Genomic DNA, 26,061 nt, shown 5'->3' on the forward strand with positions numbered 1-26,061 from the left:
AACGTACCCGCACCCGCCAGACGGCCGGTCGTGGCGCACGCTCACTCATGACACGGGCGACTCCAACCCCCCAGGGGCGCGGGGAACTGCGCGACCAGCCACAACGCACCCGCACCCGCCACACAACCGAACCCCGCACTCCCCAACCGCTCAGCCCGCCGCCAGCTCCAGCACCCGCTCCTCCTCCCCCGCCCCCACAACCCGCTTGCGCGAAGGGATCAGCAGGGCCGCGACCCCGGCGAGTGCCACGACCGCCGCCCCGGTGACCAGCGCCGGCTGGAGGCCGTCCACGAAGGACTGGCCGCTCTCGTAGCCGCCCTGGGAGGAGAAGATCGACGCCATGACGGCGATACCCAGCGCCCCGCCCACCTCACGCAGCGCGTTGTTCGCCCCGGACGCGATGCCCTGTTCCTGCGGCAGCACGCTCGACATGACCAGGTTGGACGCGGGGGCGAAGAACAGGGCCATGCCGATACCGCTGAGGACGAGTCCGGGAAGCTGCGCGGCGTACGACGCGTCGACCGTGACGACGGACGCCATGTACGCGAGTCCCGCCGCCTGGAAGAAGAGCCCCGTGGCGACGACCGGCCGGCCCCCGACCCGGTCGGAGAGGATCCCGGCGATCGGCGCGACGAGCATCGGCATGCCGGTCCAGGGCAGCATCCGCAGGCCCGCCTCGGTGGGCGAGTAGCCGAGGACGCCCTGCATGTACTGGCTGAGCAGGAAGATCGAGCCGAACATGCCGAGGAACATGAGGAGGCTCGCCGCGTTGATGCCGGAGAAGGCGCGCGAGCGGAACAGCCGCATCGGAAGCATGGGGTTCTTGGCCCGCGTGCTGTAGAGGACGAACACCGCGAGCAGCGCGGTCCCCGCGAACAGGGCCAGGAGCACCACGGAGTCGGTCCAGCCGTCGGACGGGCCGCGGACCAGGCCGTACACGATCCCGAAGAGACCGCCGCTGGCGAGCAGCGTGCCGGGGATGTCGAGCCGTGCGCCGGTGCCGTGGGATTCGGCGAGGCGCAGGCGGGCTAGGGGCAGCAGGGCGAGGCCGAGGGGGACGTTCAGCCAGAAGATCCACTGCCAGGAGATGTGTTCGGTGAGGGTGCCGCCGATGAGGGGTCCGGAGGCGACCGCGAGTCCGTTGACGGCGCCCCAGATGCCGTACGCCATCCCGCGCTTGGCGACGGGCACGGCCGCCGTGAGGAGGGTCAGTGTGAGAGGCATCATGATGGCCGCTCCCACGCCCTGGACCGCGCGGGCCGCGATGAGGGAGTCGATGCCCGGGGCCAGGGCCGCGGCCGCCGACGCGCCGGTGAAGACCGTGAGGCCGGCCAGGAAGAGTCGGCGGCGGCCGAAGCGGTCGCCGAGTGCCGCGCCGGTCATCAGCAGGACGGCGAAGGTGAGCGTGTAGGCGCTGACGGTCCACTCGAGGTCGTGCAGCGCGCCCCCGAGATCCTCACGGATGGAGGGCAGGGCGGTGGTGACGACGAGGTTGTCGAGGGCCGCCATGAATCCGGCGACGCTGGTGATGACGAGGGCCCAGACCGCTCCCCCGCGACGTGCGGTCGGTGTGGTGTGTCCTGCTTGCTGTGACATCGCTCCCCCAGCGGGCGATCGTTGGTTAGTTATTGATTACTAAGTTTCTCGATCATGAAAAGGCGCCGACGACGCCTCGGTGCGCGCATCCTCAGTGCTCCAGTCGGCCCTTGAGCCGCGCCGACGGGTACATGCCTTCCCAGACCCGGTGCGCGGGCGGAAAACCCATCGCCACCAGGCAGTTGACGAGCATCCCGTACGCCAGGAAGGTCGTCGTCTCGTTGATGTCGGCGCCGAGCGGCACATGGACGGTGTCCCACAGCCGCATCCAGCCGGCCCGCACCGCCTCGCCGAACTCGGAGTCGCCCTCCTGCTCGGCAGCCGCCACCGCGACGTACATCTGCATCTGCATCATCAGCCGCTCGGGCCGCTCCGCGATGACCTTGACGTACGCGTCCGCCATGGCGTGCAGGGCCTCTTCGCCCCGCAGCCCCTCCGAGGCCTCCTCGAAGGTGCGGATGGTGTCCTCGACGCAGCGCTCCACCGCCGCCAGGAAGATCGCCTTCTTCCCCGGGAAGAGCCGGAAGAGATACGGCTGCGAGACCCCGACCCGCTTGGCGATCGCCTCGGTCGACGTGCCGTGGTAGCCGCCGCGGGCGAACTCGATCGTCGCCGCGCGGATGACGCTCTCGCGCCTCTCCTCTGCACTCATCCTGGCCATGCAAGTAAGTTAGTACTCAATCACTAACTTTGCAAGAGGGCTCCTATGGAGACGAGGTAAGGGGCGCCCCGCAATGGAGGGCGCCCCTTACCTCGGTAGTCGGTAACGGCCTTCAGGCCAGTCGTACGACCGCTCGTGACATCCCGAGCACCTTCTGGCCGGCGCTGGTCGCGGTGAGGTCGACCCGGACCGTGTTGTCGTCGAGCTTGGCGGCGACCTTGGCGCTGACCTCGACCGTGGCGCCCTGGTCGTCGTTCGGGACGACGACCGGCTTGGTGAAGCGGACTCCGTACTCGACGACCGCGCCCGGGTCGCCGACCCAGTCGGTGACCACGCGGATCGCCGCGGCCATGGTGAACATGCCGTGCGCGATGACGTCCGGCAGCCCGACCTCCTGGGCGAACTTCTCGTTCCAGTGGATGGGGTTGAAGTCCCCGGACGCGCCCGCGTACTGGACGAGAGTGGCGCGTGTCACGGGAAACGTCCCGGCCGGCAGCTCGGTGCCGATCTCGACGTCGTCGTATGCGATCTTCGCCGTCATCTTCGTCACGCCCCCTCGGCCGCGCGCGCGACGAGCTTGGTCCAGGCGGTCACGACGTGCTCGCCGGCCTCGTCGTGGACCTCGCCGCGGATGTCCAGGATGTCGTTGCCCGCCAGGGACTTGATCGCCTCGATGGTGGAGGTGACGGTCAGCCGGTCACCGGCCCGCACGGGGCGGACGTAGGCGAACTTCTGGTCGCCGTGCACCACGCGGCTGTAGTCCAGGCCGAGCTGCGGGTCCTGGACGACCTGGCCGGCCGCCCTGAAGGTGATGGAGAAGACGAAGGTCGGCGGGGCGATCACATCGGGGTGGCCGAGCGCCTTGGCGGCTTCCGGGTCCGTGTACGCGGGGTTGGTGTCCCCCACCGCCTCGGCGAACTCGCGGATCTTCTCCCGGCCCACCTCATAGGGGTCGGTGGGCGGGTAGCTCCGCCCCACGAAGGACTGGTCGAGCGCCATGGGCTCGGCACCTCCTGGTTGCTCTACTGGCCGGTATCGGGTCCCTCAACGACGCGAGGCCGCCCCCGATCTCTCGGGGACGGCCTCGCGTACGAGCCTGATTTATCGCGTCTCGCGGTGCGCGGTGTGCGCGTTGCAACGCGGGCAGTGCTTCTTCATCTCCATGCGATCCGGGTTGTTACGCCGGTTCTTCTTGGTGATGTAGTTCCGCTCCTTGCACTCCACGCAGGCCAGCGTGATCTTCGGGCGGACGTCGGTGGCAGCCACAGGAGTGCTCCTTGACGAACGGATGGGACAGGTTTAACGCATAGAAGAGTAGCCGATCGAAGGACCGACCCCACAATCGGCTACTGTCTGTAGCGGTGACCGGACTTGAACCGGTGACACAGCGATTATGAGCCGCTTGCTCTACCGACTGAGCTACACCGCTGTGATGCGATCCGTTCCCGCCTCGCGACGGGAACCTCACACACCAGAGCCCCAATACGGAATCGAACCGTAGACCTTCTCCTTACCATGGAGACGCTCTGCCGACTGAGCTATTGGGGCGAGCGATGAAGACATTACACGGTCCGCCGCCGTTCGCCCAAATCCGTTTCGAGCCGCCCCGGGTGCCTTGATCGGCGGGGTTCCCGGACGCCACGACAGCCCCTCCCGTACGGCGGACCACACCGGTACGACTATTGCGCTCCTCCCCGTCAAGGTCGTGCCGCCGTCCTAGGCTCGACTCACTCTGCGTGATCTTGCGTCCCTTGCGCGGTTCCGGCGGCTCCGGGCCCCGCAGCCCCGAGCCCCTGGAGCGCGATGCCCGACAGCCAGCCGCAGCAGCCCCACTCCTCGTCCTCGTCGGGTGCCGCGTCGTCGGGCCGGACCGAGGGGGCCGGTCTCCTGCTGTGCGGGGCACGCCTCACCGACGGCAGGACGGTGGACGTACGGCTGGGCGGCGGGCGCATCGAGGCGGTCGGTACGGCCGGGAGCCTGGCCGGAGGCGGCACGCGCGCGTGCGGTGCCCGGGTGGATCTGCACGGCTACCTGCTCCTGCCGGCCCCGGCCGAACCGCACGCCCACGGCGACACCGCCCTGTCGGCCGACGCCGAGGGCCCGGTCTCCCCCGATCCCCGGGACGTCCAGCGCCGGGCCACCGAAGCGGCGCTGCTGCAGCTCGGGCACGGGGCGACCGCGCTCAGGGCACACGTGCGCGTGGGCGACGTCCAGGGGTTGGGCGCGCTGGCCGCCGTACTCCAGGCACGGCGGTCGCTGCGCGGGCTCACCGAGTTGACGACGGTGGCCATGCCGAGGGTGCTGACCGGGGTGGCCGGGGCCGAAGGGCTCGCCATGCTGCGGGACGCGCTGAAGATGGGCGCCTCGGTGGTGGGCGGCTGTCCCGATCTGGACCCCGATCCGATCGGCTACGCGGAGGCGGTCCTGGAGGTCGCCTCCGAGCACGGCTGCCCGGTCGACCTGCACACCGACGCCACCGACCCGGCCCGGCTCGCCCGCCTCGCCGCCCTGGCCGGGGGGCTGCGCCCCGGGGTGACCCTCGGTCCCTGCGCGGGCCTCGACCGACTCCCCCCGGAGGTCGTCTCCCGCACCGCCGACCAGCTCGCCGCGGCCGGGGTCACCGTGGTGTGCCTGCCGCAGGGCGGCTGCGCCGGCGTGGACGGCCGGGGCACCGCTCCGGTACGGCTGCTGCGCGCGGCCGGGGTCCGGGTGGCCGCCGGCAGCGGCGCACTGCGGGACGCCTGCAATCCCGTGGGCCGCGGGGACCCGCTGGAGGCCGCCTACCTGCTGGCCTCCCGGTACGGACTGCGGCCGGAGGACGCCTACGACGCCGTGAGCACGTCGGCGCGGGCCGTTCTCGGACTGCCCGAGGTCCGCGTGGAGGCGGGTTTCCCCGCCGAGTTGCTCGCGGTACGCGGCGACCGCCTGGCCGGCGCGCTCTCCCTGGCGTACAGCCGGATCGTGGTGCACCGGGGGCGCGTGGTGGCACGGACGAGCGCGGTACGCGAGTACTGCAACTCGGCGGCGGCGGACGAGTTGGGACTGCCTCGGCAGGGGCGAGGGGCTTGAAGGGGGTCGGGGCTCACGGACAGGTGCGGCGGAGGTGGTCGCTGCGTCTCCTATGCCCTCTTGGGCGCCCCGGTCGCCTTGCTCCCTGAGTGTCGGTCCCTGTGCGCCCCCCAGCCTCACCCGGCACTCTCCTGACGCGGCGTTCGCGGGTGTTCCGGCGTACGGTCGAAGGCATGCGCATTGTCATCGCTGGTGGTCATGGTCAGATCGCGCTGCGGCTGGAACGGCTGCTCGCCGCGCGCGGGGACGAGGTCGCGGGGATCATCCGCCGCCCGGAACAGGGCGACGATCTGCGGGACGCCGGTGCCGAACCGGTCCTGCTGGACCTGGAGTCGGCCTCGGTCGAGGAGGTCGCCGCGGCCCTGCGGGGCGGGGACGCGGCGGTCTTCGCGGCGGGCGCGGGCCCCGGCAGCGGCGCGGCCCGCAAGGACACCGTGGACAAGGCCGCGGCGGTGCTGTTCGCGGACGCGGCGGTCCGGGCGGGCGTACGACGCTTCGTGATCGTGTCCTCCATGGGCGCGGACCCGCGGCACGAGGGCGACGAGATCTTCGACGTGTACCTGCGCGCCAAGGGCGAGGCCGACGCCTATGTGAGCGGTCTGGACACGCTGGACTGGACGGTTCTGCGTCCCGGCGCGCTCACGGACGACGCCGGCAACGGCCTCGTCCGCCTGGAGGCGCACACCGGCCGCGGCCCGATCCCGCGCGACGACGTGGCCGCCGTACTCGCGGAGTTGCTGGACACGCCCGCGACGGCCGGGCTGACGCTGGAGCTGGTGAGCGGTTCCGTGCCGGTGTCGGTGGCGGTGAAGTCGGTGGCGGGCAACTGAAGTTGCCGGGACGCCTTCCTCCGGCACGGTCTCGCGTTGGGTGCGGACGGGCCGTGGGGCGTGGGTCGTGGGTCGTGGGGGGAGGCGGCCGATAGCACGGACGCGGTGGTACGGGCCTATTCGTTTACGGGGCGCGGCAGTTCGCGGCTAGTGATCCCTCGTGGGAGTCCGTTCGGGGGGTGACGGTGAGCGTACGGCTCGGGGAGACCATCGCGCACGGTTGCACGGGCGGTAGGCGCGCGTCAGAACAGGGGCAACTGACCGGGGAGGACGGGGACCGCGTACCCGTCCAACGACGGTTGGGCGGCTCCGAGTTCCGCCTGTCGGCGAGATCCGGGGCACGAGACGAGCTGGCCTCTCTCACGCGCGCCGGGCGGGTCGTGCCGGGCGAAGCGGCCGGCGACGACGGCGATCTCGCGACGGCACTCGGGGCAGAGCCTGCGACGACTGGACATGCAGTCAGTGTGCCCCGGACGCGGGGGGTTTGTGCGTCTGGAGGGGGTGGTTGGGGCGAATGGGGTTGGGTGGGGCGGGGTGGTGGAGGCGCCGGGCGCGGGGGCCTCGTACTGGCCACGGGCGCCGGCTCGGGGCGGCGGTTCGGGTGGCGGCGGGGCGTGGCTGGGGGCGGCGGCGGGGCGCCGGCTTGGCTGGCGGCGGGGACGGATGCGGCGCCGGGTTCTGGTCCGCTCCTGCTTCATGTGCACGGCTCTGCCGGACGGGTCCGGAGGTTGTGCTCCGCCTGCCCCTCCGCACCGGACAGATCACTCTGCCCCGTCCCGCCGTGCTCCGGCCGTGCCGCCCGAACACGGGAGCGCCCGGCAACGAAGAGACCCCCTCCGCTCTGCGTTTCCGCAGTTCGGAGGGGGTCTCTTTCTCAGCGTGGCGGCGCCAGGATTCGAACCTGGGAAGGCTGAGCCGGCAGATTTACAGTCTGCTCCCTTTGGCCGCTCGGGCACACCGCCGGGGTTGCTGCCCCTCGAACCGTCTTTCGGCGGTGCTCCGTGGCAACGACGTAAACAATACCCGATGCCGAGGGGTGCTTCGCCACCCGATTGATCTGCGCCCGGAGGGCATGGGGTGACTAGGCTTGGGCGGATGCGGCCCGGGTTCACGCCGGGCTCGGCGCCCGCCCCCACGTACGCCGATACGCATCCGTACGCACGCCGATACGCACCCCGATACAAGGAGCCACAGGACATGGCCGACTCCAGTTTCGACATCGTCTCGAAGGTCGAGCGGCAGGAGGTCGACAACGCCCTCAACCAGGCCGCCAAGGAGATCTCCCAGCGCTACGACTTCAAGGGCGTGGGTGCCTCGATCTCGTGGTCCGGCGAGAAGATCCTGATGGAGGCGAACTCCGAGGACCGCGTCAACGCCGTCCTCGACGTCTTCCAGTCCAAGCTGATCAAGCGCGGGATCTCGCTGAAGGCGCTCGACGCGGGCGAGCCGCAGCTCTCCGGCAAGGAATACAAGATCTTCGCGTCGATCGAGGAGGGCATCTCCCAGGAGAACGCCAAGAAGGTCGCGAAGATCATCCGTGACGAGGGTCCGAAGGGCGTGAAGGCGCAGGTCCAGGGCGATGAGCTGCGGGTCAGCTCGAAGAGCCGTGACGACCTGCAGTCCGTGATCGCCCTGCTGAAGGGCAAGGACTTCGACTTCGCGATCCAGTTCGTGAACTACCGGTGAGCCGCTGATTCGCCGGTCGGCACCGGTCGACACCCGTCGGCACCGGTCGGCATCGATTCACGAGGAAGGGTGGGCCCCTGGACGGTGCCCACCCTTCTCGCCTGCTGGCTGCGGTTCGGGGTCAGTCGCGCGAGTTGCCGAACAGGAGACGGTAAGCGATCAGGAGCACCAGGGAGCCGCCGATCGCAGCGGCCCAGGTGGGCCCGTCGTAGAAACTCTTGCTGACCGGGTGGTCCAGCCAGCGGGCGGATATCCAGCCGCCGATGAAGGCGCCGGCGACGCCGATGAGGGTCGTCCCGATCAAGCCGCCCGGGTCTCGGCCCGGCAGCAGGAACTTGGCGATGGCTCCGGCCAACAGCCCCAGAATGATCCAGCCGATGATGCTCATGCCCTGAACCTGCCCTTCCGCGCTGTGCCGGCGCTGTCCGGGACTTGTGATTCGTGTCCCGGCAGACCGGACGAGCGCTCGTGCGCTTGGGTCGCACGTCGTTCACGTGCGGCGCGTGTGCGATGTTCGTCGAGCGGGTGTTCGCGTCTCGTTGCCGGAGAGGACGTCAGGGCCGCGTCCCGTGGTTGCACGGGATCAGTAGGGTGCGGCCCATGACGCATTCCGGTGCCGAACTGCGGCGCACGCTGGGGGTGGGGGACGCGGTCGTCATCGGGCTCGGCTCGATGATCGGCGCGGGGATCTTCGCCGCCCTCGGGCCGGCTGCGCGGGCGGCCGGATCGGGGCTGCTGCTCGGACTCGCGGTCGCCGCCGTGGTCGCCTACTGCAACGCCACCTCCTCTGCGCGGCTGGCCGCCCTCTACCCGGCCTCCGGCGGCACCTATGTGTACGGGCGAGAGCGGCTGGGACCGTTCTGGGGCTATCTCGCGGGCTGGTCGTTCGTGGTCGGGAAGACGGCCTCCTGTGCGGCGATGGCGTTGACGGTCGGGGCGTACGTCTGGCCGGGGCAGGCCCATGCCGTGGCCGTCGCGGCCGTGATGGCGCTGACCGCGGTGAACTACGGCGGTATCCAGAAGTCCGCCTGGCTGACCCGGGCGATCGTGGCGGTGGTCCTCGCTGTCCTCGCTTCCGTGGTGGTCGTGTGCCTGGGATCCGGGGCCGCGGAGGCCGGGCGGTTGGACGACGGCGTCTCCGGCGGTGTGGGCGGGGTGCTGCAGGCGGCCGGTCTGCTGTTCTTCGCCTTCGCGGGGTACGCGCGGATCGCGACCCTCGGTGAGGAGGTGCGGGATCCCGCGCGCACCATTCCCCGCGCGATCCCGCTGGCCCTGGGCATCACGCTGGTGGTGTACGCGGCGGTGGCGGTGTCTGTCCTTTCCGTGCTGGGCGCCGGTGCTCTGGGGCTTGCGGACGCACCGCTGGCCGAGGCGGTGCGGGCGGCCGGGGTGCCGGGGCTCGTGCCGGTGGTGCGGGCGGGTGCCGCCGTGGCCGCGCTCGGCTCGCTGCTCGCCCTGATCCTGGGCGTCTCCCGGACGACGCTGGCGATGGCCCGGGACCGGCATCTGCCGGGCGGGCTGTCCGCCGTGCATCCCCGTTTCCAGGTGCCGCACCGGGCCGAGCTGGCCGTGGGTGCGGTGGTCGCGGTCCTCGCCGCCACGGTGGACGTGCGGGGCGCGATCGGTTTCTCCTCCTTCGGTGTGCTCGCGTACTACGCGGTGGCCAACGCGTCGGCCTGGACGCTCGGTTCGGCTCCGGCGGCCCGGGTGGTGCCGGCGGTGGGGTTGCTCGGGTGCGTGGTGCTGGCGTTCGCGCTGCCGGTGGTTTCCGTGGTCGTGGGTGCGGGAGTGCTGGCGGTCGGGGTGGTGGCGTACGGCGTGCGGAAGCGGTGGCTGGGCGGTAGGTCGGCCGGTTGACGTGGAGGCGGATCAGCCGGTTGTCGCGGAGAAAGGGAAGCCGGTTGGCCGACCGGTGGGCGTCCCGGGAGGGGGCGTCAGGTCGCGTGGGTCGGCGGTGCCGTGCGTATTCCGAACTCCGCCCAAGGGGCCATCTCCAGCTCCTCGTTCATCTCCTCGTACCAGCCCGTGCCGTCGACCCAGGTTCGCAGCCAGTCCGTGAGGGTGGGGGCGTCCACGAACCAGGCGTGGTCGCCGTCTCCGGCGTTCGGCTCGAAGAGGAGGACGGTGGCGTCCGGGCTGTGGCAGTCCACGCACGCGTACATCGCACAGCCCCAGTGGGAGATCGGCAGGACGCCTTCGGGCCAGGGCCAGTCGGGGTCCTTGCGGCCGCTCTTGCGGTTGGCCAGGTACTGCACGACGGCTGCGGGCTCACCGGCCGGAGGGCTGTCCAGCAGGGGCAACAGACCGTACTCCGGGCCGAATCCGCCGTCGCCTATGTGCAGGTAGAGGTCGGCGAGCAGTGGGGGCAGGCGGAAGCCCAGCGCGGCCTCGGCGCGGGTCAGGGTGGCCGGGTCCACCGGCTCAGGCAGGGAAGGCCAGCCCCACGGACGGGTGTTGCGGGCCTTGTCCGCCACCCGTGCCAGCAACTGCTCGCTCTCGGTCATGCATTCATGATGCAGGGCGGCACTGACAGCGGGGCAAGCCTGTGGACAACCTCCGGATTGTGGAAAACCCCGTGCCGGCCATAGCTCAGACGAGGCGGGTGTTTCGGAGCTCCACTCCCCCGGCCCGTCCTCAGCGGGCCGCGAACGGCTCGTCCGTCGGGACGATCTCGCGGCCCAGCGGGAACAGGGATACGGGAATCAGCTTGAAGTTGGCGATGCCGAACGGGATGCCGATGATCGTGATGCACAGGACGAGGCCCGTGGCGATGTGACCCAGGGCCAGCCACCAGCCGGCGAGGACCAGCCACAGGACGTTGCCGAGGCAGGAGGGCGCGCCCGCGTCGCGGCGCTCGACCGTGGTGTACCCGAAGGGCCACAGGGCGTAGACGCCGATGCGGAAGGCCGCGATGCCGAACGGGATGCCGATGATCGTGATGCAGAGCAGCGCGCCCGCGGCCAGGTAGGCGAGGAACAGCCAGAAGCCGCTCAGGACGAGCCAAATGACGTTCAGGATGGTTTTCACTGGGGGCGACCTGCCATCTTCTCGAGCCGGGCGATGCGCTCCGCCATTGGCGGGTGCGTCGAGAACATCTTGGACAGTCCCTGGCCAGGGCGGAAAGGGTTGGCGATCATCATGTGACTCGCGGTCTCGATGCGCGGCTCGGGGGGCAGCGGTAGCTGCTTGGTGCCCGTCTCGAGCTTGCGCAGGGCACTGGCGAGCGCGAGGGGATCGCCGGTGAGCTGGGCGCCGGACGCGTCCGCCTCGTATTCCCTGGAGCGGCTGATGGCCAACTGGATGAGGCTGGCCGCCAGCGGTCCGAGGATCATGATCATCAGCATGCCGAGCAGGCCCGGGCCGTCATCGTCGTCGGAGCGGCCGATCGGGATGAGCCAGGCGAAGTTGACCAGGAACATGATCACGGAGGCGAGGGCGCCGGCGACGGACGAGATCAGGATGTCGCGGTTGTAGACGTGGCTGAGCTCGTGGCCGATGACACCGCGCAGTTCGCGCTCGTCCAGCATGCGCAGGATGCCGTCGGTACAGCACACCGCGGCGTTGCGCGGATTGCGGCCGGTCGCGAAGGCGTTGGGTGCCTCGGTCGGCGAGATGTACAGGCGCGGCATGGGCTGACGGGCCTGCGTGGAGAGTTCGCGGACCATTCGGTAGAGGGCCGGCGCCTCGAACTCGCTCACCGGGCGGGCACGCATCGCGCGTAGAGCCAGCTTGTCGCTGTTCCAGTACGCGTACGCGTTGGTGCCCAGCGCGATCAGGACGGCCACGATCAGCCCCATGCGGCCGAAGAAGCTGCCGATGACGATGATGAGTGCGGACAGTCCCCCGAGGAGGACTGCGGTCCTGAGCCCGTTGTGCCGGCGGTGCACGGTACGCCCTCCAAGTGGTGCAGCAGGGGAACCCTTTGCTTGCTGGTCTCCGATGTCTTCCGGTGCCACCGGTCCGTGGTGTCACGTCCAGTGGACCTTCCCGTCTTGCTCAACGCCAGGCGAGGGCCACTAGTTCCCTTGTGCGCACGGAGGCCCAGGTGGGCCGTCCGGGTGACGGCGTCGGGGAGACCGGTTCAGGTTCGGGAAGGGCCGGTTCAGAAGAGTCCGGTGTCGGCGAAGCGCAGCACGAGTTGGGGCGCGCCCGAGAGGGCGACACCGAGGACGCCGGTCGTCGCGAGGGCGATCGTGAGGGGGGCGGGGACGCGGTGCGCGGCGGGTTCGCCTTCGGGGGCCCGGAACAGCAGGGTTGTCCACTGGAGGTAGTAGAAGAGCGCGATCACGACGTTGACGGCCATGACCACGGCGAGCCAGCCGAGCCCCGCGTCGACGGCCGCCGAGAAGACGGTGACCTTGGCGAACAGGCCGATGATGCCGGGCGGCAGCCCTGCCAGGCAGAGCAGGAAGAAGGCCAGGAGGAGCGCGGCGAGCGGGTTGGTGGCGTAGAGGCCGCGGTAGTCGGTGATGCGGTTCGCGGCCTTCGTACGGCCCACCAGCGCGGCCACCGCGAAGGCGCCGAGGTTCACGGCGGCGTACATGAGGGCGTAGGCGACGGTGGAGCCGACGGACCGCTCGGCGTCGTCGGAGTACGCGGCGGCGGCGATCGGGACGAGGAGGTAGCCGGCCTGGCCGACCGAGGACCAGGCGAGCAGCCGTACGGCGCTGTACGCGCGCGTGGCCTGCTGCCGGAGGGCGCCGACGTTGCCGACGGTCATGGTGAGGGCGGCCAGCGCGGCCAGGGCCGGGCCCCAGACGTCGGCGTACGACGGCAGGGCGACGACGGTGACGAGGATCAGGCCGGAGAAGCCGACCGTCTTGCCGACGACCGACAGGTAGGCGGCGATCGGGAGGGGCGCGCCGACGTAGGTGTCGGGCACCCAGAAGTGGAAGGGCACGGCGGCGGTCTTGAAGGCGAAGCCGACCAGGGTGAGGACGACGCCGGTCTGGGCAAGGGTGTGGAGCTGCCCGTCGACGTGCTGGATGCGCTCGGCGACCTGGGTGAGGTAGAGGGTGCCCGTGGAGGCGTACACGAAGCTGATGCCCATGAGGCTGACCGCGGTCGCGGTGACCGAGGACAGGAAGAACTTCAGGGCCGCTTCGGAGGACTTCCTGTCGCCGTGCCGGATGCCGACGAGGGCGAAGGCCGGCAGGGAGGCGACTTCGAGGGCGACGATCAGGGTGGCCAGGTCGCGGGAGGCCGGCAGGAGGGCGGCGCCGGCGGCCGAGGAGAGCAGCAGGAACCAGTACTCCCCCTCGGGCATCCTCTTGTCGGCGTCCTTGAGGGTGGTGACCGACAGGAGGGCGGCCAGGAGGGCTCCGCCGAGGACGAGGAACTGGATGACGAGCGTGAAGCGGTCGGCCGTGTAGCTGCAGACACTGTCGTCGCCGGTCAGGCAGAAGGTGCTGCGGTCGCCGTCCAGGAGGGGCAGCAGCAGGAGCGCCGAGGCGGCCAGGCCGACGACCGAGACCCACCCGAGCAGGGCCTTCTTCTGCTCGCCGACGAACAGGTCGGCGACCAGGACGACGAGTCCGACGATCGCCGCGAGGGTCGGCGGGGCGATCGCGAGCCAGTCGACGGACTGGACGAGGTTCCCGGCTGCCGTGGTCAGCGGCTCGGCCGACGAAGCCAATGGCGGGGCCGTGGCGGCCAGGGTGCTCATCGGTTGCCTCCTGCGAGGAGCTGCTGGACGGCCGGGTTGGTGAGGCCGAGGAGGGCCTTCGGCCACAGGCCCGCCACGACGGTGAGAGCGACGAGCGGCGTCCATGCCGCGAATTCGTATGTGTGCACGTCGGCGAGCTGAGGCGCGTCCTGGGGCGCGGCGCCCATGCAGACGCGGCGGACCACGAGGAGCATGTACGCGGCCGTGAGAAGGGTGCCGAACGCGCCGATCGCCATGAAGGTGAGGAAGGCGGGGCGGCTGAGGCCGTCCGCGGGGTCGAAGGCCCCGAAGAGCGCCAGCATCTCGCCCCAGAATCCGGCGAGGCCGGGCAGGCCGAGCGAGGCGACCGCACCGAAGGCCAGCAGTCCGCCGAGGCGGGGGGCCTTGCCGTACAGGGCGGCGCCGGTCTCCTCGGCCAGGGTGTCGAGGTCGGTGGTGCCGGTGCGGTCCTTCAGGGCGCCGACCAGGAAGAACAGGAGACCGGTGATGAGGCCGTGGGCGATGTTGGCGAACAGGGCGCCGTTCACGCCGGTCGGGGTCATGGTGGCGATGCCGAGGAGGACGAAGCCCATGTGGCCGACGGAGGAGTAGGCGATGAGGCGCTTGAGGTCGCCCTTCGCGCCCCGCTTGGCGAGGGCGAGGCAGGCAAGTGATCCGTAGATGATCCCGACCACGGCGAAAACGGCGAGGTAGGGCGCGAAGTCGTGGAAGCCGTCGGGTGCGATCGGCAGCAGGATGCGGACGAACCCGTACGTGCCCATTTTCAGCAGGACGCCGGCCAGCAGGACCGAGCCGACGGTCGGGGCGGCGGTGTGGGCGTCGGGCAGCCAACTGTGCAGGGGCCACATCGGGGTCTTGACCGCGAGCCCGATCCCGATCGCCAGAACGGCGATGACCTGCACGGACGCGGTCAGCGACCGGCCGTTGTCAGTGGCGAGTGCCACCATGTCGAATGTGCCCGCCTTGATCCCGATCAGGAGCAGGCCGAGCAGCATGACGACCGAGCCGAGCAGTGTGTAGAGGATGAAGCGCCAGGCGGCGGCCTGGCGGTCCGCGCCGCCCCAGCGGGCGATGAGGAAGTACATCGGGATGAGCACCGTCTCGAAGGCGAGGAAGAACAGCAGCAGATCGAGGACGGCGAAGGTCGCGAGGGTGCCGGACTCCAGGACGAGCAGCAGCGCGACGAAGGCCTTCGGGGAGGGACCCGACGGCATCTTGAAGTACGAGTAGAGCGCGCAGAGGAAGGTCAGCAGCGCGGTCAGGACCAGAAGGGGGAGGGAGATGCCGTCGATGCCGAGGTGGACGCGCACGTCGAGTGCGGGGATCCAACTGATGTCGGTCGTGGCCTGCATCTTCGAGGGATGGTCGTGGTCGAAGCCGAGCGCGAGGACGATCGCGGCGATGAGGACCACGCCGGTGACGGTCACGCCGTGCCGCAGTACGGCCTGCTCGGGTGACTTCCCCTTCAGCCCGGGCGGGGCGGGCAGCAGAGCCGTGACGGCACCGAGGAGCGGGCCGACCACGACGAACGCCAGAAGGAACTGCATCACGGACTCGTTGATATCGATCACGCCTGCTCACGCTCCCGTGGCGACGAGGACGACGGCGACCGCGAGGACGACGGTGCCGGCGAGCAGCGCGCTCATATAGGTCTGGAGATTGCCGGTCTGGGCGCGTCGTACGGCGACGCCGAGCCAGCGGGGCAGTGCTCCCGCGCCGCGTACGTAGGTCTCGACGACCTCGCGGTCCAGGAAGCGGACGAGGTCGGCTGCGGCTCGGACCGGGCGGACGAAGAGGGCCGTGTACAGGGCGTCCAGGTGGAAGCCTGCGGCGGCGGGGCGGTGCAGCGGGCCGAGCAGGAGCCGTCCGGGGTCGGCGGGGTCGGCCGCGTAGGCCACGTCTCCGTAGGCGGGCTCGTGGGTGGCGATGGCCTCGGCCTCGACCAGTCCGGCGTCGCCCTCGGGGTGGGCGGCGACCGCACCGAGCGGGACCCGGGCCGCAGCCGTGCTGGTGTGCCGCCAGGCCGCGTAGGTGACGATGCCGCCGATCAGGGCCACGCCGGTGCCGACGACGGACGTGGTGAGGGTCGGGGTGAGGTCGCGGCCGTCGAACCAGTCGGGCAGCACGCGGTAGGCGAACGCGCCGAGGGCGAGGGAGGGGGCCGCGAGGACCCACAGGACCGCGTTCATCGTCAGCGGCTGACGGCCGTGGTCGGGGGCCTCGGTGCCGCGTCCTTGGAAGGCGAGCAGCCACAGGCGGGTCGCGTACGCGGCGGTGAGCAGGGCCGTGACGAGACCCGCGACCAGGGTGATCCAGCCGGCGGCGCCGGGAGCGTGCTCGGTGTGGCCGGTGGCGACGTGCTCAGCCGCGCCCAGGACGGACTCCTTGGAGAAGAAGCCGCTGAAGGGCGGGATCGCGGCGAGCGCGAGGAGCGCCACGGTCATCGTCCAGAAGGCGTCGGGGACACGGGCACGCAGGTCCTTCATACGGGACATGGCGGCCAGTGAGTTGGTGCCGGCGGCGTGGATGATCACGCCTGCCGCGAGGAACAGCAGCGCCTTGAAGGCGCCGTGGGACAGGAGGTGGAAGACGGCGGCACCGCGGTCGCCGACGGCGAGGGCGCCGGTCATGTAGCCGAGCTGACCGATCGTCGAGTAGGCGAGGACGCGCTTGATGTCGTCCTGCGCGAGCGCGGCGAGTCCGGAGCCCAGCATCGTGACGGCGGCCATGACGGCGAGGACCACCATCGCGGCCTGGGAGGCCTCGAAAACCGGGAGGAGACGGGCGATGAAGTAGACACCGGCGGCGACCATCGTCGCGGCGTGGATCAGCGCGGAGACGGGCGTGGGGCCCGCCATCGCGTCCGGAAGCCAGGTGTGCAGGGGGAACTGCGCCGACTTGCCGGCCACGCCCGCGAGCAGGAGCAGGCCGATCAGGGTCGGATGGTCGAGTCCGCCGTGCGCGACGGCGGCGAGGACCTTCGTGATCCGGAACGACCCGGCGTCGGTGGCCAGCGCGAACAGACCGATCAGGAAGGGGACGTCACCGAGCTTGGTCACCAGGAAGGCCTTGAGGGAGGCGGCGCGGGCCTCCGGGGTCTCCCAGTAGTGGCCGACCAGGAAGTACGAGCAGATGCCCATGATCTCCCAGCCGACCAGCAGCACGATCACGTCGCCGGAGTAGACGACGAGCAGCATCGCGGAGGTGAAGAGGGAGACGAGAGCGGCGTACGAGGGGTAGCGCGGGTCGTCGCGCAGATAGCCCGTCGAGTAGACCTGCACGCAGGTGGCGACGAGGCCGACCAGGACGGCGACGAGGGCGGCGAAGCCGTCGATGTGCAGGGCGAGTTCGATCGGGACCGAGCCGGTCGGGGTGAGTTCGGTGGCGGCGTTCACCGTCTGGTCGCCGCCCTGGCGTACGGCGACCACCGCGGCGAGCGCGAGGGCGGCCAGGGGAGGCAGGACGGCGAGCGGGCGGACGAAGCCGGGGGCCGTGCGGCCCAGGAGCAGGCCGGCCGCGGCGCCCAGGAAGGGAAGGAGGGGGACGAGGACGGCGAGGGTGGTCGTGGTCACGCGGTGGCCTCAGCCTTCCCGGTCCGCCCGGATCGTTCGGCCTGCTCGGCCGGGTGGGCTTCGCTGTCGGAGTCGTCACGGTCGTCGGGGCCGTGGCCCTCGGCCGTGTCGCGGAGTCTGTCGATGTCGGCGGTGCCGCGGTTGCGGTGGACCGCGAGGACGATCGCCAGGCCGATGCCGATCTCCGCGGCGGCGATGGCGATGGTGAACAGGGTGAGGGCCTGTCCGGAGTGCAGGGTCTCCTCGGCGGTCCTGCTGAGCCAGACGTCGAAGGCGACCAGGTTCAGGTTGACGGCGTTGAGCATCAGCTCGACCGACATCAGGACGAGGATCGCGTTGCGGCGGGCGAGGACGCCGTAGAGACCGGTGCAGAAGAGGAGGGCGGAGAGTACGGCGGGGTAGGCGAGGTGCATCAGCGGGCGCCTTCCTGCTCGGCCGACTCGGTTCCTTCGGCGGGCGCGGCGCCTTTGGGCGGGGCGGTTTCCTTGGCCGGGACCGTTTCCTTGCGGGCGGCCGTGCCCTCGGTCGCCTCAGTCCCCTTGGACGCCTCCGATTCCCCGGGCGTCTCAGTTCCCTTGGACGCCTCCGATTCCTCGGACCTCTCCGTTCCCGTGGACGCCTCCGTTCCCGTGGACGTCTGGTTCCCCCTGGACGTCGAGGTTCCCGCGACCGGCTTATTTCGCCCGATCGGGTGATTACGGGAATCCGGGACGTATGGGGAACCACCGGTCCCGGCCCGGGAGTTCACAGGGGGAGAGCTCGACTCCGCCTTCGCCTTGCGGGACAGGACGATCGCGCCGACCAGTGCCGCGAGGAGCAGGACGGAGAGGGCCTCGAAGGGGAGGACCCAGTTCTGGAAGAGGCTCGCGCCGGTGACCTCGGTGGAGCCGGCGGCGGGGCCGTCGAGGTCGATCCAGGTGGTGCGGAAGGCGTCGGCGACCACCCAGACCAGAGCGGCCGCCGCCGCGAGGGCCACAGCGAGGGCGGCCCACCGATTGCCCGAGTCCGCGTCCGGGGAGCGGCCGATGGGTGCCCTGGTGAGCATCAGACCGAACAGAAGGAGGACGACGACGGAACCGACATAGATGAGGACCTGCACCCAGGCGATGAACTCGGCGGTGAGCAGGAGGTATTCGACGGCGAGGCCACCGAGGGCCACCACCAGCCACAGGGCGGCGTGCACGAGCTGCCTGGTAGTGACGGTGACGATCGCGGCGCCGAAGGTGACCAGGCCGACGAGGAGGAAGGCGATCTCGACGCCGGTCGGGGAGAGGAAGCCGTGCGTCTCCTGAGCGAGGGTCACGACTCGTCCCCCTGGGGATCGGCCGGCGTGGTCGGTTCGGCCTGGGCGGCCGCCAGCTTCTCGGCGGTCTTGCGGGCCGTGACGATCTCCTTCGGTTCCTCGGCACCGGGGTCGAGGGCCGGCGGGGCCGGGACGGTCCACATCCACTCCCGGAGCTTGTCCCGTTCGTGGGTGAGCTCGCGGATGTCGGTCTCGGCGTACTCGAACTCCGGGGACCAGAACAGGGCGTCGAAAGGACACACCTCGATGCAGATACCGCAGTACATGCAGAGGGAGAAGTCGATGGCGAAGCGGTCGAGGACGTTGCGGCTGCGCTCACGGCCACCGGGGGTCGCCGCGGGGACCGTCTCCTTGTGGGAGTCGATGTAGATGCACCAGTCGGGGCACTCTCGGGCGCAGAGCATGCAGACCGTGCAGTTCTCCTCGAACAGGCCGATCACGCCGCGGGTGCGGGGCGGGAGGTCGGGCTGGGCGTCGGGGTACTGCTCGGTGACGGTCTTCTTCGTCATCGTGCGCAGGGTGACGGCCAGGCCCTTGGCCAGACCCGAGCCAGGAATGGGGGCCATGGTTACTGGATCACCACCTTGACGATGCCGGTGAGGGCGATCTGGGCGAGGGAGAGGGGGACGAGGAGGGTCCAGGAGAGTTTCTGGAGCTGGTCCTCGCGCAGGCGGGGGTAGGTCACGCGGAGCCAGATGACGACGAAGGCGAGCAGGGCCGTCTTGAGGAGGGTCCAGACCCAGCCGAGACCGTCGGCGCCCCAGGGGCCGTGCCAGCCGCCCAGGAAGAGGACGGTGGTCAGGCCGCACAGGACGACGATCCCGGCGTACTCGGCGAGGAGGAACAGGGCGAAACGCAGGCCGGTGTACTCGGTGTAGGCGCCGAAGATGATCTCCGAGTCGGCGACGGGCATGTCGAAGGGAGGGCGCTGGAGTTCGGCGAGTCCGGCCACGAAGAAGACGATCGCGCCGACGATCTGCCAGGGCAGCCACCACCACTCGAAGGCGTCGAGGATGCCGGGGAGGGAGACGGTTCCGGCCGCCATCGCCACCGAGGCGGCGGTGAGGAGCATGGGGAGTTCGTAGGCGAGGAGCTGTGCGGCGGTGCGCAGGCCGCCGAGGAGGGAGAACTTGTTGGCGGAGGCCCAGCCGGCCATGAGGGAGCCGAGGACACCCACGCCCATCACGGCGAGCACGAAGAACACGCCGGCGTCGACTACCTCGCCGACGGCGCCCTCGCCGGGGCCGATCGGGATCGCGAGGAGGACGATCAGGTAGGGCAGGAGGGCGACGGCGGGGGCGAGTTGGAAGACACGGCGGTCCGCGCCCGCCGGTACGACGTCTTCCTTCTGGGCGAACTTCACGCCGTCCGCGACGAGTTGGGCCCAGCCGTGGAAGCCGCCGGCGTACATGGGGCCCAGGCGGCCCTGCATGTGGGCCATCACCTTGTGCTCGGTCTGACCGATGATCAGGGGGAAGGTGAGGAAGACGACGAAGACGATCAGGAGTCGCAGGGCGACGTCGAGAGCGTCGTTCACTGCGGGCCTCCGGCGGGGTTGTCAGGGTGGTCGGGGGTGCGGGGCTTATCGGGGGTGGAGCGCTTGTCCGGGGTGGGGTCCTCGGGGGCGGGGCCGTCTGGGGCCTCGGAGTCCTCGGGGGTCGGGGGGTCCGTCGCGAGGGGTTCCTCGGAAGTCGTCGGCTCCTCCCGGACCTGGGGGTCTTCGGCGGCCGTGGGTTCTTCGGCAGCAGGAGGAGTCGTCGGCGCCGGGGTCGCTGACGCCGTTGGCTCCCCGGGGGCCTTGTGGGCGCCGGGATCGTCGGGACGCCGGGACGGGGTTTCGCTGGCCCGGGATGTGGAGGGGAGTTCGGAGGCTCCGGTGTCCTCGGGAGTGGCGGTCCGCTTCGGTTCCGGGTCGTCGAAGGCCGGGCGGGCGTGGTGCCACGGTGCGTCCGGGCTGCGGGGAGCCGTGGAGGGCTTCGGTGCCGCGGGGTGCGTGCTGGTGTCGTCGGTCGACGGATCGGAGCCGGTCGCGGTGGGCCTCTGACTCGCGGAACCGCCCGAGGCGGAGCGTGCTCGACGGGGACCGCGGGGTGCGCCGCCTGTCGACGCTTCCGGGGACTGCGGTGCGGGCGCATCGGGAGCCGGGGTGTCCGACGCGCGTGCCGGTGATCCCTCGGTCGAGGCATCCGACGCGGGCACAGGAAGGTCCGTTGCCGGAGACTCCGATTCGGGCGTTCCGTCGGCCGGGGCCGCCGAACCGGTGCCGGTGTCAGCGCCGGTGTCGTCGGCTCCGGGTGCCGTCTGGCTCACCGACCCCTGCGCGGCAGTACGTGCCCGCCGGGGTCCACCTGTCGGCGAGGTAGGGGTCGTGCTCCCCGTCGTGCCGGGGTCGGCCTGGTTCGCCGAGCCCTCGTCCGCCGTACCCGCGGAACGCGGACCAGCGCCGGGCGCGCCCGCCTTCCCGGGCGCCGCCGTCGGACTCCCCGAGCCCTCCGGGCCCGCACCCGCGGACACCTCTGTCTGGCTGGCCGAGCCTTCCGCGGCCGCACGTGCCCGACGCGGACCAGCCGCCGCACCCGCAGCACCCGACGCCGCTGCCTGACTCACCGACCCCTCCGCAGCCGAACGAGCCCGACGCGGACCAGCCGTCGCCGCACCCGCAGCACCCGAAGCCCCCGCAGCACCCGGAGCCGCAGCCCCCTCCCCCTGACTCACCGACCCCTCCGCAGCCGAACGCGCCCGACGCGGACCAGCCGCCGCCGCGCCCGAAGCCCCCGCAGCAGCCGAAGTACCCGCGGCCGATGCACCCGCTCCCGGTACCCCAGTCCCCTCCCCCTGGCTCGCCGACCCCTCCGCGGACGAGCGGGTTCGGCGAGGGGGGCGGTCTGTTGATGTTGCGCGGGTGGGGCGGTCTGCTGAGGAAGTGCGGGTGGGGCGGGCGGGGGGTGGGGGGAGTTGGCCCTTCAGGGGGCCCCATTCGTTGGGGTCGGGGACTCCCGGGGGGAGCATCTGGCGGCGTTTTGGGCCGCCGTGCTCGGACTCGCCCGGTTCCTTGGCGCCGGGCCAGGCCTTGGCGACGCGGGCGGCCAGGACGAAGTCCTTGCGGAGGGGGTGGCCCTCGAAGGTCTCCGGCAGCAGGAGGTGGTCCAGGGAGGGGTGGCCCTCGAAGGTGACGCCGAACATCTCGTGGGTCTCGCGCTCGTGCCAGGCGGCGCCCGCGTAGATGTCGACGGCGGTGGGCAGCACCGGGGTCTCGTGGGGGATCGTCGTGCGCAGGAGCAGACGTCGTACCGGTGAGAGGGCGGCCACGTGGGCGGCCACGCGGAAGCCGGTGCCGGGTTCGTCGACGGCGCTGAGCCAGTCGAAGTAGGTGCAGCCCAGTTCGTCGCGGGCGACGCGCAGGGCGGTGAGCCAGGTAGCGGGCGGAACGTCGACCGTGAGGACCTCGTAGGACTCCTCGGCGGTGGCCTCGGGGCCGAAGAGTTCCTCGGCGGGGGCGGGGAGCCAGCCGACGGCGGTCACTTCGCCTCCTCCTCACCCGAAGTCGAACCCGAACCCGAACCCGAAGCGGAAGCCGAACCCGAAGCGGGACCCGAACCCGGCGTCGGCGGCAGGACCAGTCCGCTCTGGAGCGCGGCCGTCGAAGGGCCGCCCGAGGGTGTCCCGTACCGCTCCCCCAGCGACTCCCGCGCGATCTTCTCCTGGAGCTTCAGGATTCCCTGGAGCAGTGCCTCGGGGCGGGGCGGGCAGCCGGGGACGTAGACGTCGACGGGGATGATCTGGTCGACGCCCTTGGTGACGGAGTAGGAGTCCCAGTACGGGCCGCCGCAGTTGCTGCACGCGCCGAAGGAGATGACGTACTTCGGCTCCGGCATCTGCTCGTACAGGCGCTTGACCGCGGGTGCCATCTTGTCGGTGACCGTGCCGGAGACGACCATCAGGTCGGCCTGGCGCGGGCCCGGGGCGAACGGGATGACGCCGAGGCGGATGAAGTCGTGGCGTGCCATGGACGCGGCGATGAACTCGATGGCGCAGCAGGCGAGACCGAAGTTGAAGACCCAGAGGGAGTACCGGCGGCCCCAGTTGAGGATCACCTTCATCGGCTCGGGGGCGAGTCGGGCGAGCGCGCCCAGCCGTTTCGGCTCCGGGAGCAGAACGGGTTCCGAGGGGGTCACGTCCATGCCAGGACACCCTTCTTGTACGCGTACAGCAGTCCCACGGCGAGGAAGCCGAGGAAGATGAACATCTCGACGAGGGTGGTCGCGCCGTAGCCGGGTGCCGCGAAGACCGTGGCCCACGGGAACAGGAAGATCGAGTCGACGGCGAAGATGACGTAGAGGAAGGCGTAGACGTAGTAGCGGACCTGGGTGTGGGCCCAGCCCTCGCCGACGGGGTCGACCCCGCACTCGTACGTCAGGAGCTTCTCGGGGGTGGGGACCACGGGTCGCAGCAGCCGTCCGGCGCCGAAGGCGACCGCGACGAACAGCACGCCGACGACGGCGAGCAGTCCGACGACCGAGTACGACTGGAAGTAGTCCGCCGCCACGACGGTCGGATCGACGACGGTTGCATCGACGACGGTCGGTTCCGGCACGTCCGCCCCTCGCTCCCTGTGAACACGCTGGTCACGGTGATCACATCGATCACCCGAAGACACTGTTCGACGATCTGTACGCACGGGAGTCTAGGCCCTGATAAAGGGACGGTAAGCAGCCCGTCACCCGAGGAAAGCCATTCGAAAGGCCGAGGTGGGGTTTTCCCCCGCACGCCGCGGCGGTCCGCCTCATGGCGCGCGGCGGTCCCGCGCGGCACGCTAGCCCATATGACCGAACGCCACTCGACTCCGAGCCGTGCCGTGACCACCGGCAGAGACGGCGGAACCGACGACGGGCGGCCGCCGCCGGCCCGCTTCGCCTACGACGTGCACACCTGGAAGGAGATCGCGCATCTCCTCGCGAACCTCCCGGTGTCGATCCTCGGCTTCACCTACGTCGTGACGGTGCTGTTCACCGGCTTCTGGCTGACCGTCACGGTGATCGGACTCCCGCTGCTCGCGGCGGGCCTGCTGGGCGCCCGGCAGCTCGGCAAGCTGGAGCGGGCGCGCGCCCGGGCACTGCTCGGGGTGCGGGTGGACGAACCGAGCCGGCTGCCCTGGCGCACCAAGAACGGCGGCAACGGCTTCTTCGCCCAGCTCTGGCTGGGCGTGAAGGACCCCGTGGGCTGGCGGACGGTGTTGTACGACTTCATCCGGCTGCCCTGGGGGGTGCTCACCTTCACGATCACGTTGACCTCGTTGTTCGTGCTGTGGCCGGTGCTGCCGTTCATCGCGCGGGGCCTCGCCAACGTCGACCGGGCGATGGTGCGCGGACTGTTGTCGCCCTCCGACGAGCTGGAACGCCGTATCGCCGAACTGGAGTCGGACCGGGGGGTCGTGGTCGACACGGCCGCCGCCGACCTGCGGCGCATCGAGCGCGATCTGCACGACGGGGCACAGGCCCGGCTCGTCAACCTGGCCATGGGACTCGGCCTCGCGAAGGAGAAGCTCCTGGAGGACCCGGAGTACGCGCAGGCGATGGTCGCGGAGGCGCACGGCGAGGTGAAGCTGGCGCTCCAGGAGCTGCGGGACCTGGCGCGGGGCATCCATCCGGCCGTGCTGACCGACCGCGGGCTCGACGCGGCCCTGTCGTCGGTGGCCTCGCGCTGCACGGTGCCGGTGAAGGTGACCGCCGATCTCGGCGCGCGGCCGGTCGCGGCGATCGAGGGGATCGCGTACTTCACGGTCTCCGAGCTGCTGCAGAACGTCAGCAAGCACAGCGGGGCGCGGTCGGCGTCGGTGGACGTGTGGCGGGCGGAGGACCGGCTGCTGATCCAGGTGTGGGACGACGGCCGCGGCGGTGCCCGGCTCGACGGCGGCACCGGTATGCGCGGGCTCGCGGAGCGCCTCGACGCGGTCGACGGGCTGTTCGTCATCGACTCCCCGCCCGGCGGCCCGACGGTCGTCACGGCGGAGCTGCCGTGGCGGGACCGGGTCCCGGAACGGTCGTAGGCACGGGGGAGGGGTGGGGAAAACCCCCCTCCCAAGACGCCGACGGCCTCCATGGTCCGTTGAGCTGCGGCCCAGCAGGGTGGAGGTACGACACCACAGGCGCGGGACGAGAGAAGAAGGACGACGTCGATGGCCACGGACTACGGGTACGACAGTGGGCTCGGGTTCCCCGAGACGGCACGGCGGCAGCGGGTGCCGGCCGGGCTGCGGGCGCCGTTCGAGGGGCGGACCTGGCGGGAGTTCGGATATGTGCTGCTGAGCCTGCCGATCAGCGTCCTGATGTTCGCCTACGCCATCACGATGATCTCGCTGGGCGCCGGACTCCTCGTGACCTTCCTCGGGATCCCGGTCTTCGCGGCCGGGCTCGCCGGCTGCCGGGGCCTGGGGGCGCTGGAGCGGGCACGGGCGCGGGGGCTGCTGGGTCTGGAGGTCGGTGACCCGGAGCCGCTCAGGCTGCGGAAGTCCGGGTTCATGGGGTGGATCGGGGCGGTCCTGAAGAGCGGGACGTCCTGGCGGACGCTGCTGTACTCCGTGGTGCACCTGCCGTGGGCGCTGTTCTCGTTCGTCGTCGCGGTGAACTTCTGGGTGTACGGCTGGGCGCTGCTGACGTACCCGCTGTGGTTCTGGGTCTTCCCGGCGTACGTCGGCCAGGACGGGCTTCAGCTCTACGGTGACGAGACCCACCACATCTACCTGGACAACCCGTTCGAGATCGGCGTGACCGCGCTGGTGGGACTGTTGTTCACGCTGGCCACGCCGTGGATCGTACGGGCGCTGACCACGGTGGACCGGGTCATGGTGCACGGGCTGCTGGGGCCGACGCGGCTGTCGGCGCGGGTGGTGGAGCTGGAGTCGGACCGGGGGGTCGTGGTGGACACGGCGGCCGCGGACCTGCGGCGGATCGAGCGGGACCTGCACGACGGGGCGCAGGCCCGGCTGGTGGCGCTGGCCATGGACCTCGGGCTGGCGAAGGAGAAGCTCACGGAGGATCCCGCGGCGGCGGCCCGGATGGTGGACGAGGCGCACGGCGAGGTGAAGACGGCGCTCCAGGAGCTGCGGGACCTGGCGCGGGGCATCCATCCCGCGGTGCTGACCGACCGCGGGCTGGACGCCGCCCTGTCGTCGGTGGCCTCCCGGTGCACGGTCCCGGTGCAGGTGGAGGTCGACCTGCCCGCTCGGCCGGCACCGGCGATCGAGGGGATCGCGTACTTCACGGTCTCCGAGCTGCTGCAGAACATCAGCAAGCACTCCCGGGCGACGTTCGCCGCGGTGGACGTGTGGCGGGTGGAGAACCGGCTCATGCTCCAGGTCGTGGACAACGGGGTGGGCGGCGCCGACGCGTCCACCGGGTCGGGGCTGGCGGGGCTGGCGGAACGGCTGGACGCGGTCGACGGGATTCTGGTGGTCGACTCGCCGGTCGGTGGGCCGACGCGGGTGACGGCGGAGCTGCCGTGGCGGGGCGAGCGGGTGTGACGGGTCCTGGGTGAGCGGGCGGCGGGGGTTTCAGCCCTCGCCGCCCGCTCACCCGTCCCCTCTCTCCCGTCCCCTCCCATACGCCGGACGGGCTGGGACGCCCCCGCGCCCCGCATGGCCGGATTCCGGCTGCGGCCCCCCGTTCTCGGCCCTTTGTTCG

General features: G+C 71.0%; 25 protein-coding genes, 3 tRNA genes and 1 pseudogene. 6 read left to right on the forward strand and 23 right to left on the reverse strand.

The features are described 5' to 3' along the window. Positions 1–150: 150 nt before the first annotated feature. The 7 genes from ACZ66S_RS08570 to ACZ66S_RS08600 form a co-directional block, all read right to left on the reverse strand. A complete protein-coding gene (locus tag ACZ66S_RS08570; RefSeq protein ID WP_469900610.1) occupies positions 151–1,596 on the reverse strand; it encodes an MFS transporter in 1,446 nt (481 codons plus the stop codon). Between the two features lie 91 nt (positions 1,597–1,687). Beyond that, positions 1,688–2,257 carry a TetR/AcrR family transcriptional regulator gene (locus ACZ66S_RS08575; RefSeq protein ID WP_469900612.1) on the reverse strand — a complete coding sequence of 190 codons (570 nt, stop codon included), beginning with the start codon at positions 2,255–2,257 and terminating at the stop codon, positions 1,688–1,690. 112 nt (positions 2,258–2,369) lie between these two features. Beyond that, entirely contained in the window at positions 2,370–2,798 is a 429-nt protein-coding gene (locus tag ACZ66S_RS08580) for a MaoC family dehydratase (RefSeq protein ID WP_469900906.1), read from the reverse strand. Positions 2,799–2,803: 5 nt separating this feature from the next. Then, entirely contained in the window at positions 2,804–3,256 is a 453-nt protein-coding gene (locus ACZ66S_RS08585; protein ID WP_330265026.1) for a MaoC family dehydratase N-terminal domain-containing protein, read from the reverse strand. Positions 3,257–3,358: 102 nt separating this feature from the next. Beyond that, positions 3,359–3,523: a 50S ribosomal protein L33 gene (gene rpmG / locus ACZ66S_RS08590; RefSeq protein ID WP_018834916.1), complete on the reverse strand. Its 165-nt coding sequence runs from the start codon at positions 3,521–3,523 to the stop codon at positions 3,359–3,361. A gap of 90 nt (positions 3,524–3,613) precedes the next feature. Then, positions 3,614–3,686: transfer RNA gene (locus tag ACZ66S_RS08595), tRNA-Met, on the reverse strand. 46 nt (positions 3,687–3,732) lie between these two features. After that, positions 3,733–3,805, reverse strand: a tRNA-Thr gene (locus tag ACZ66S_RS08600). A gap of 255 nt (positions 3,806–4,060) precedes the next feature. On the opposite strand from ACZ66S_RS08600, the gene ACZ66S_RS08605 reads away from it, so the two are divergent. Together ACZ66S_RS08605 and ACZ66S_RS08610 are read left to right on the forward strand one after the other, a co-directional pair. Beyond that, positions 4,061–5,326, forward strand: coding sequence for an amidohydrolase family protein (locus ACZ66S_RS08605; protein WP_469900614.1), 1,266 nt, complete (start codon positions 4,061–4,063; stop codon positions 5,324–5,326). Between the two features lie 173 nt (positions 5,327–5,499). Beyond that, positions 5,500–6,156, forward strand: coding sequence for an SDR family oxidoreductase (locus ACZ66S_RS08610; RefSeq protein ID WP_469900616.1), 657 nt, complete (start codon positions 5,500–5,502; stop codon positions 6,154–6,156). Between the two features lie 242 nt (positions 6,157–6,398). Here the strand turns inward: ACZ66S_RS08610 and ACZ66S_RS08615 are convergent, their stop codons facing one another. Together ACZ66S_RS08615 and ACZ66S_RS08620 are read right to left on the reverse strand one after the other, a co-directional pair. Then, positions 6,399–6,611, reverse strand: coding sequence for a hypothetical protein (locus ACZ66S_RS08615; RefSeq protein WP_469900618.1), 213 nt, complete (start codon positions 6,609–6,611; stop codon positions 6,399–6,401). A gap of 425 nt (positions 6,612–7,036) precedes the next feature. Continuing rightward, positions 7,037–7,118: transfer RNA gene (locus tag ACZ66S_RS08620), tRNA-Tyr, on the reverse strand. Positions 7,119–7,353: 235 nt separating this feature from the next. Between ACZ66S_RS08620 and ACZ66S_RS08625 the strand changes: the two genes are divergently transcribed. After that, positions 7,354–7,842 carry a YajQ family cyclic di-GMP-binding protein gene (locus ACZ66S_RS08625; protein ID WP_469900619.1) on the forward strand — a complete coding sequence of 163 codons (489 nt, stop codon included), beginning with the start codon at positions 7,354–7,356 and terminating at the stop codon, positions 7,840–7,842. Positions 7,843–7,963: 121 nt separating this feature from the next. Here the strand turns inward: ACZ66S_RS08625 and ACZ66S_RS08630 are convergent, their stop codons facing one another. Then, positions 7,964–8,230, reverse strand: a complete 267-nt coding sequence (locus ACZ66S_RS08630; RefSeq protein WP_007384028.1) for a GlsB/YeaQ/YmgE family stress response membrane protein — start codon at positions 8,228–8,230, stop codon at positions 7,964–7,966. Positions 8,231–8,442: 212 nt separating this feature from the next. Here ACZ66S_RS08630 and ACZ66S_RS08635 point away from each other — a divergent pair, with 212 nt between their 5' ends. Continuing rightward, positions 8,443–9,699: an APC family permease gene (locus ACZ66S_RS08635; RefSeq protein WP_469900620.1), complete on the forward strand. Its 1,257-nt coding sequence runs from the start codon at positions 8,443–8,445 to the stop codon at positions 9,697–9,699. Positions 9,700–9,776: 77 nt separating this feature from the next. Here the strand turns inward: ACZ66S_RS08635 and ACZ66S_RS08640 are convergent, their stop codons facing one another. From ACZ66S_RS08640 to ACZ66S_RS08700, 13 genes and pseudogenes are all read right to left on the reverse strand, one after another. After that, entirely contained in the window at positions 9,777–10,346 is a 570-nt protein-coding gene (locus ACZ66S_RS08640) for an SMI1/KNR4 family protein (protein WP_469900621.1), read from the reverse strand. Positions 10,347–10,476: 130 nt separating this feature from the next. Beyond that, positions 10,477–10,869: a YccF domain-containing protein gene (locus ACZ66S_RS08645; protein WP_469900623.1), complete on the reverse strand. Its 393-nt coding sequence runs from the start codon at positions 10,867–10,869 to the stop codon at positions 10,477–10,479. Then, entirely contained in the window at positions 10,866–11,729 is an 864-nt protein-coding gene (htpX, locus tag ACZ66S_RS08650; protein ID WP_469900624.1) for a zinc metalloprotease HtpX, read from the reverse strand. The genes ACZ66S_RS08645 and htpX overlap by 4 nt, the downstream gene beginning before the upstream one ends. 215 nt (positions 11,730–11,944) lie before the next feature. Further along, positions 11,945–13,507, reverse strand: coding sequence for an NADH-quinone oxidoreductase subunit N (locus tag ACZ66S_RS08655; protein WP_469900625.1), 1,563 nt, complete (start codon positions 13,505–13,507; stop codon positions 11,945–11,947). Continuing rightward, positions 13,504–15,078: a complex I subunit 4 family protein gene (locus ACZ66S_RS08660; protein ID WP_469900627.1), complete on the reverse strand. Its 1,575-nt coding sequence runs from the start codon at positions 15,076–15,078 to the stop codon at positions 13,504–13,506. The genes ACZ66S_RS08655 and ACZ66S_RS08660 overlap by 4 nt, the downstream gene beginning before the upstream one ends. Before the next feature lie 6 nt (positions 15,079–15,084). Beyond that, positions 15,085–17,079: an NADH-quinone oxidoreductase subunit 5 family protein gene (locus ACZ66S_RS08665; RefSeq protein WP_469900628.1), complete on the reverse strand. Its 1,995-nt coding sequence runs from the start codon at positions 17,077–17,079 to the stop codon at positions 15,085–15,087. Continuing rightward, on the reverse strand, positions 17,076–17,492 hold the full coding sequence (gene nuoK / locus ACZ66S_RS08670) for an NADH-quinone oxidoreductase subunit NuoK (protein ID WP_469900629.1): 417 nt from the start codon (positions 17,490–17,492) through the stop codon (positions 17,076–17,078). The genes ACZ66S_RS08665 and nuoK overlap by 4 nt, the downstream gene beginning before the upstream one ends. A 236-nt stretch (positions 17,493–17,728) precedes the next feature. Further along, positions 17,729–18,382 (reverse strand): annotated as a pseudogene (locus ACZ66S_RS08675) (NADH-quinone oxidoreductase subunit J family protein); the annotation flags it as partial. Next, complete coding sequence (locus ACZ66S_RS08680; RefSeq protein WP_469900630.1) at positions 18,379–18,948, reverse strand: NuoI/complex I 23 kDa subunit family protein; 570 nt, start codon at positions 18,946–18,948, stop codon at positions 18,379–18,381. The pseudogene ACZ66S_RS08675 and the gene ACZ66S_RS08680, both read right to left, overlap by 4 nt. Positions 18,949–18,950: 2 nt before the next feature. Then, positions 18,951–19,919: a complex I subunit 1/NuoH family protein gene (locus ACZ66S_RS08685; protein ID WP_469900631.1), complete on the reverse strand. Its 969-nt coding sequence runs from the start codon at positions 19,917–19,919 to the stop codon at positions 18,951–18,953. Beyond that, positions 19,916–21,904 carry an NADH-quinone oxidoreductase subunit C gene (locus ACZ66S_RS08690; RefSeq protein WP_469900632.1) on the reverse strand — a complete coding sequence of 663 codons (1,989 nt, stop codon included), beginning with the start codon at positions 21,902–21,904 and terminating at the stop codon, positions 19,916–19,918. Before ACZ66S_RS08690 ends, ACZ66S_RS08685 begins: the two co-directional genes overlap by 4 nt. Further along, positions 21,901–22,563 carry an NADH-quinone oxidoreductase subunit B gene (locus tag ACZ66S_RS08695; protein ID WP_469900633.1) on the reverse strand — a complete coding sequence of 221 codons (663 nt, stop codon included), beginning with the start codon at positions 22,561–22,563 and terminating at the stop codon, positions 21,901–21,903. The genes ACZ66S_RS08690 and ACZ66S_RS08695 overlap by 4 nt, the downstream gene beginning before the upstream one ends. After that, positions 22,554–22,976 (reverse strand): NADH-quinone oxidoreductase subunit A, encoded by a 423-nt coding sequence (locus ACZ66S_RS08700; RefSeq protein ID WP_053848603.1) that lies wholly within the window; start codon positions 22,974–22,976, stop codon positions 22,554–22,556. Before ACZ66S_RS08700 ends, ACZ66S_RS08695 begins: the two co-directional genes overlap by 10 nt. 228 nt (positions 22,977–23,204) lie before the next feature. Here ACZ66S_RS08700 and ACZ66S_RS08705 point away from each other — a divergent pair, with 228 nt between their 5' ends. Together ACZ66S_RS08705 and ACZ66S_RS08710 are read left to right on the forward strand one after the other, a co-directional pair. Beyond that, positions 23,205–24,428 (forward strand): sensor histidine kinase, encoded by a 1,224-nt coding sequence (locus ACZ66S_RS08705; protein WP_469900635.1) that lies wholly within the window; start codon positions 23,205–23,207, stop codon positions 24,426–24,428. Positions 24,429–24,557: 129 nt separating this feature from the next. Next, a complete protein-coding gene (locus ACZ66S_RS08710; protein ID WP_469900637.1) occupies positions 24,558–25,901 on the forward strand; it encodes a sensor histidine kinase in 1,344 nt (447 codons plus the stop codon). The last annotated feature ends 160 nt before the right edge of the window (positions 25,902–26,061 follow it).

This window comes from Streptomyces sp. NPDC107471, from assembly GCF_055582845.1.

Excerpts from the sequence above, each read along its gene's own strand:
- ACZ66S_RS08695 (WP_469900633.1), bottom strand. The coding sequence starts at position 22,563 with ATGGACGTGACCCCCTCGGAACCCGTTCTGCTCCCGGAGCCGAAACGG.
- ACZ66S_RS08575 (WP_469900612.1), bottom strand. The coding sequence starts at position 2,257 with ATGGCCAGGATGAGTGCAGAGGAGAGGCGCGAGAGCGTCATCCGCGCG.
- ACZ66S_RS08625 (WP_469900619.1), top strand. The coding sequence starts at position 7,354 with ATGGCCGACTCCAGTTTCGACATCGTCTCGAAGGTCGAGCGGCAGGAG.
- ACZ66S_RS08635 (WP_469900620.1), top strand. The coding sequence starts at position 8,443 with ATGACGCATTCCGGTGCCGAACTGCGGCGCACGCTGGGGGTGGGGGAC.
- ACZ66S_RS08605 (WP_469900614.1), top strand. The coding sequence starts at position 4,061 with ATGCCCGACAGCCAGCCGCAGCAGCCCCACTCCTCGTCCTCGTCGGGT.
- ACZ66S_RS08640 (WP_469900621.1), bottom strand. The coding sequence starts at position 10,346 with ATGACCGAGAGCGAGCAGTTGCTGGCACGGGTGGCGGACAAGGCCCGC.
- ACZ66S_RS08610 (WP_469900616.1), top strand. The coding sequence starts at position 5,500 with ATGCGCATTGTCATCGCTGGTGGTCATGGTCAGATCGCGCTGCGGCTG.
- ACZ66S_RS08580 (WP_469900906.1), bottom strand. The coding sequence starts at position 2,798 with ATGACGGCGAAGATCGCATACGACGACGTCGAGATCGGCACCGAGCTG.
- nuoK (WP_469900629.1), bottom strand. The coding sequence starts at position 17,492 with ATGCACCTCGCCTACCCCGCCGTACTCTCCGCCCTCCTCTTCTGCACC.
- ACZ66S_RS08705 (WP_469900635.1), top strand. The coding sequence starts at position 23,205 with ATGACCGAACGCCACTCGACTCCGAGCCGTGCCGTGACCACCGGCAGA.
- ACZ66S_RS08710 (WP_469900637.1), top strand. The coding sequence starts at position 24,558 with ATGGCCACGGACTACGGGTACGACAGTGGGCTCGGGTTCCCCGAGACG.
- ACZ66S_RS08630 (WP_007384028.1), bottom strand. The coding sequence starts at position 8,230 with ATGAGCATCATCGGCTGGATCATTCTGGGGCTGTTGGCCGGAGCCATC.
- ACZ66S_RS08615 (WP_469900618.1), bottom strand. The coding sequence starts at position 6,611 with ATGTCCAGTCGTCGCAGGCTCTGCCCCGAGTGCCGTCGCGAGATCGCC.
- ACZ66S_RS08655 (WP_469900625.1), bottom strand. The coding sequence starts at position 13,507 with ATGAGCACCCTGGCCGCCACGGCCCCGCCATTGGCTTCGTCGGCCGAG.
- ACZ66S_RS08585 (WP_330265026.1), bottom strand. The coding sequence starts at position 3,256 with ATGGCGCTCGACCAGTCCTTCGTGGGGCGGAGCTACCCGCCCACCGAC.
- ACZ66S_RS08680 (WP_469900630.1), bottom strand. The coding sequence starts at position 18,948 with ATGGCCCCCATTCCTGGCTCGGGTCTGGCCAAGGGCCTGGCCGTCACC.
- ACZ66S_RS08570 (WP_469900610.1), bottom strand. The coding sequence starts at position 1,596 with ATGTCACAGCAAGCAGGACACACCACACCGACCGCACGTCGCGGGGGA.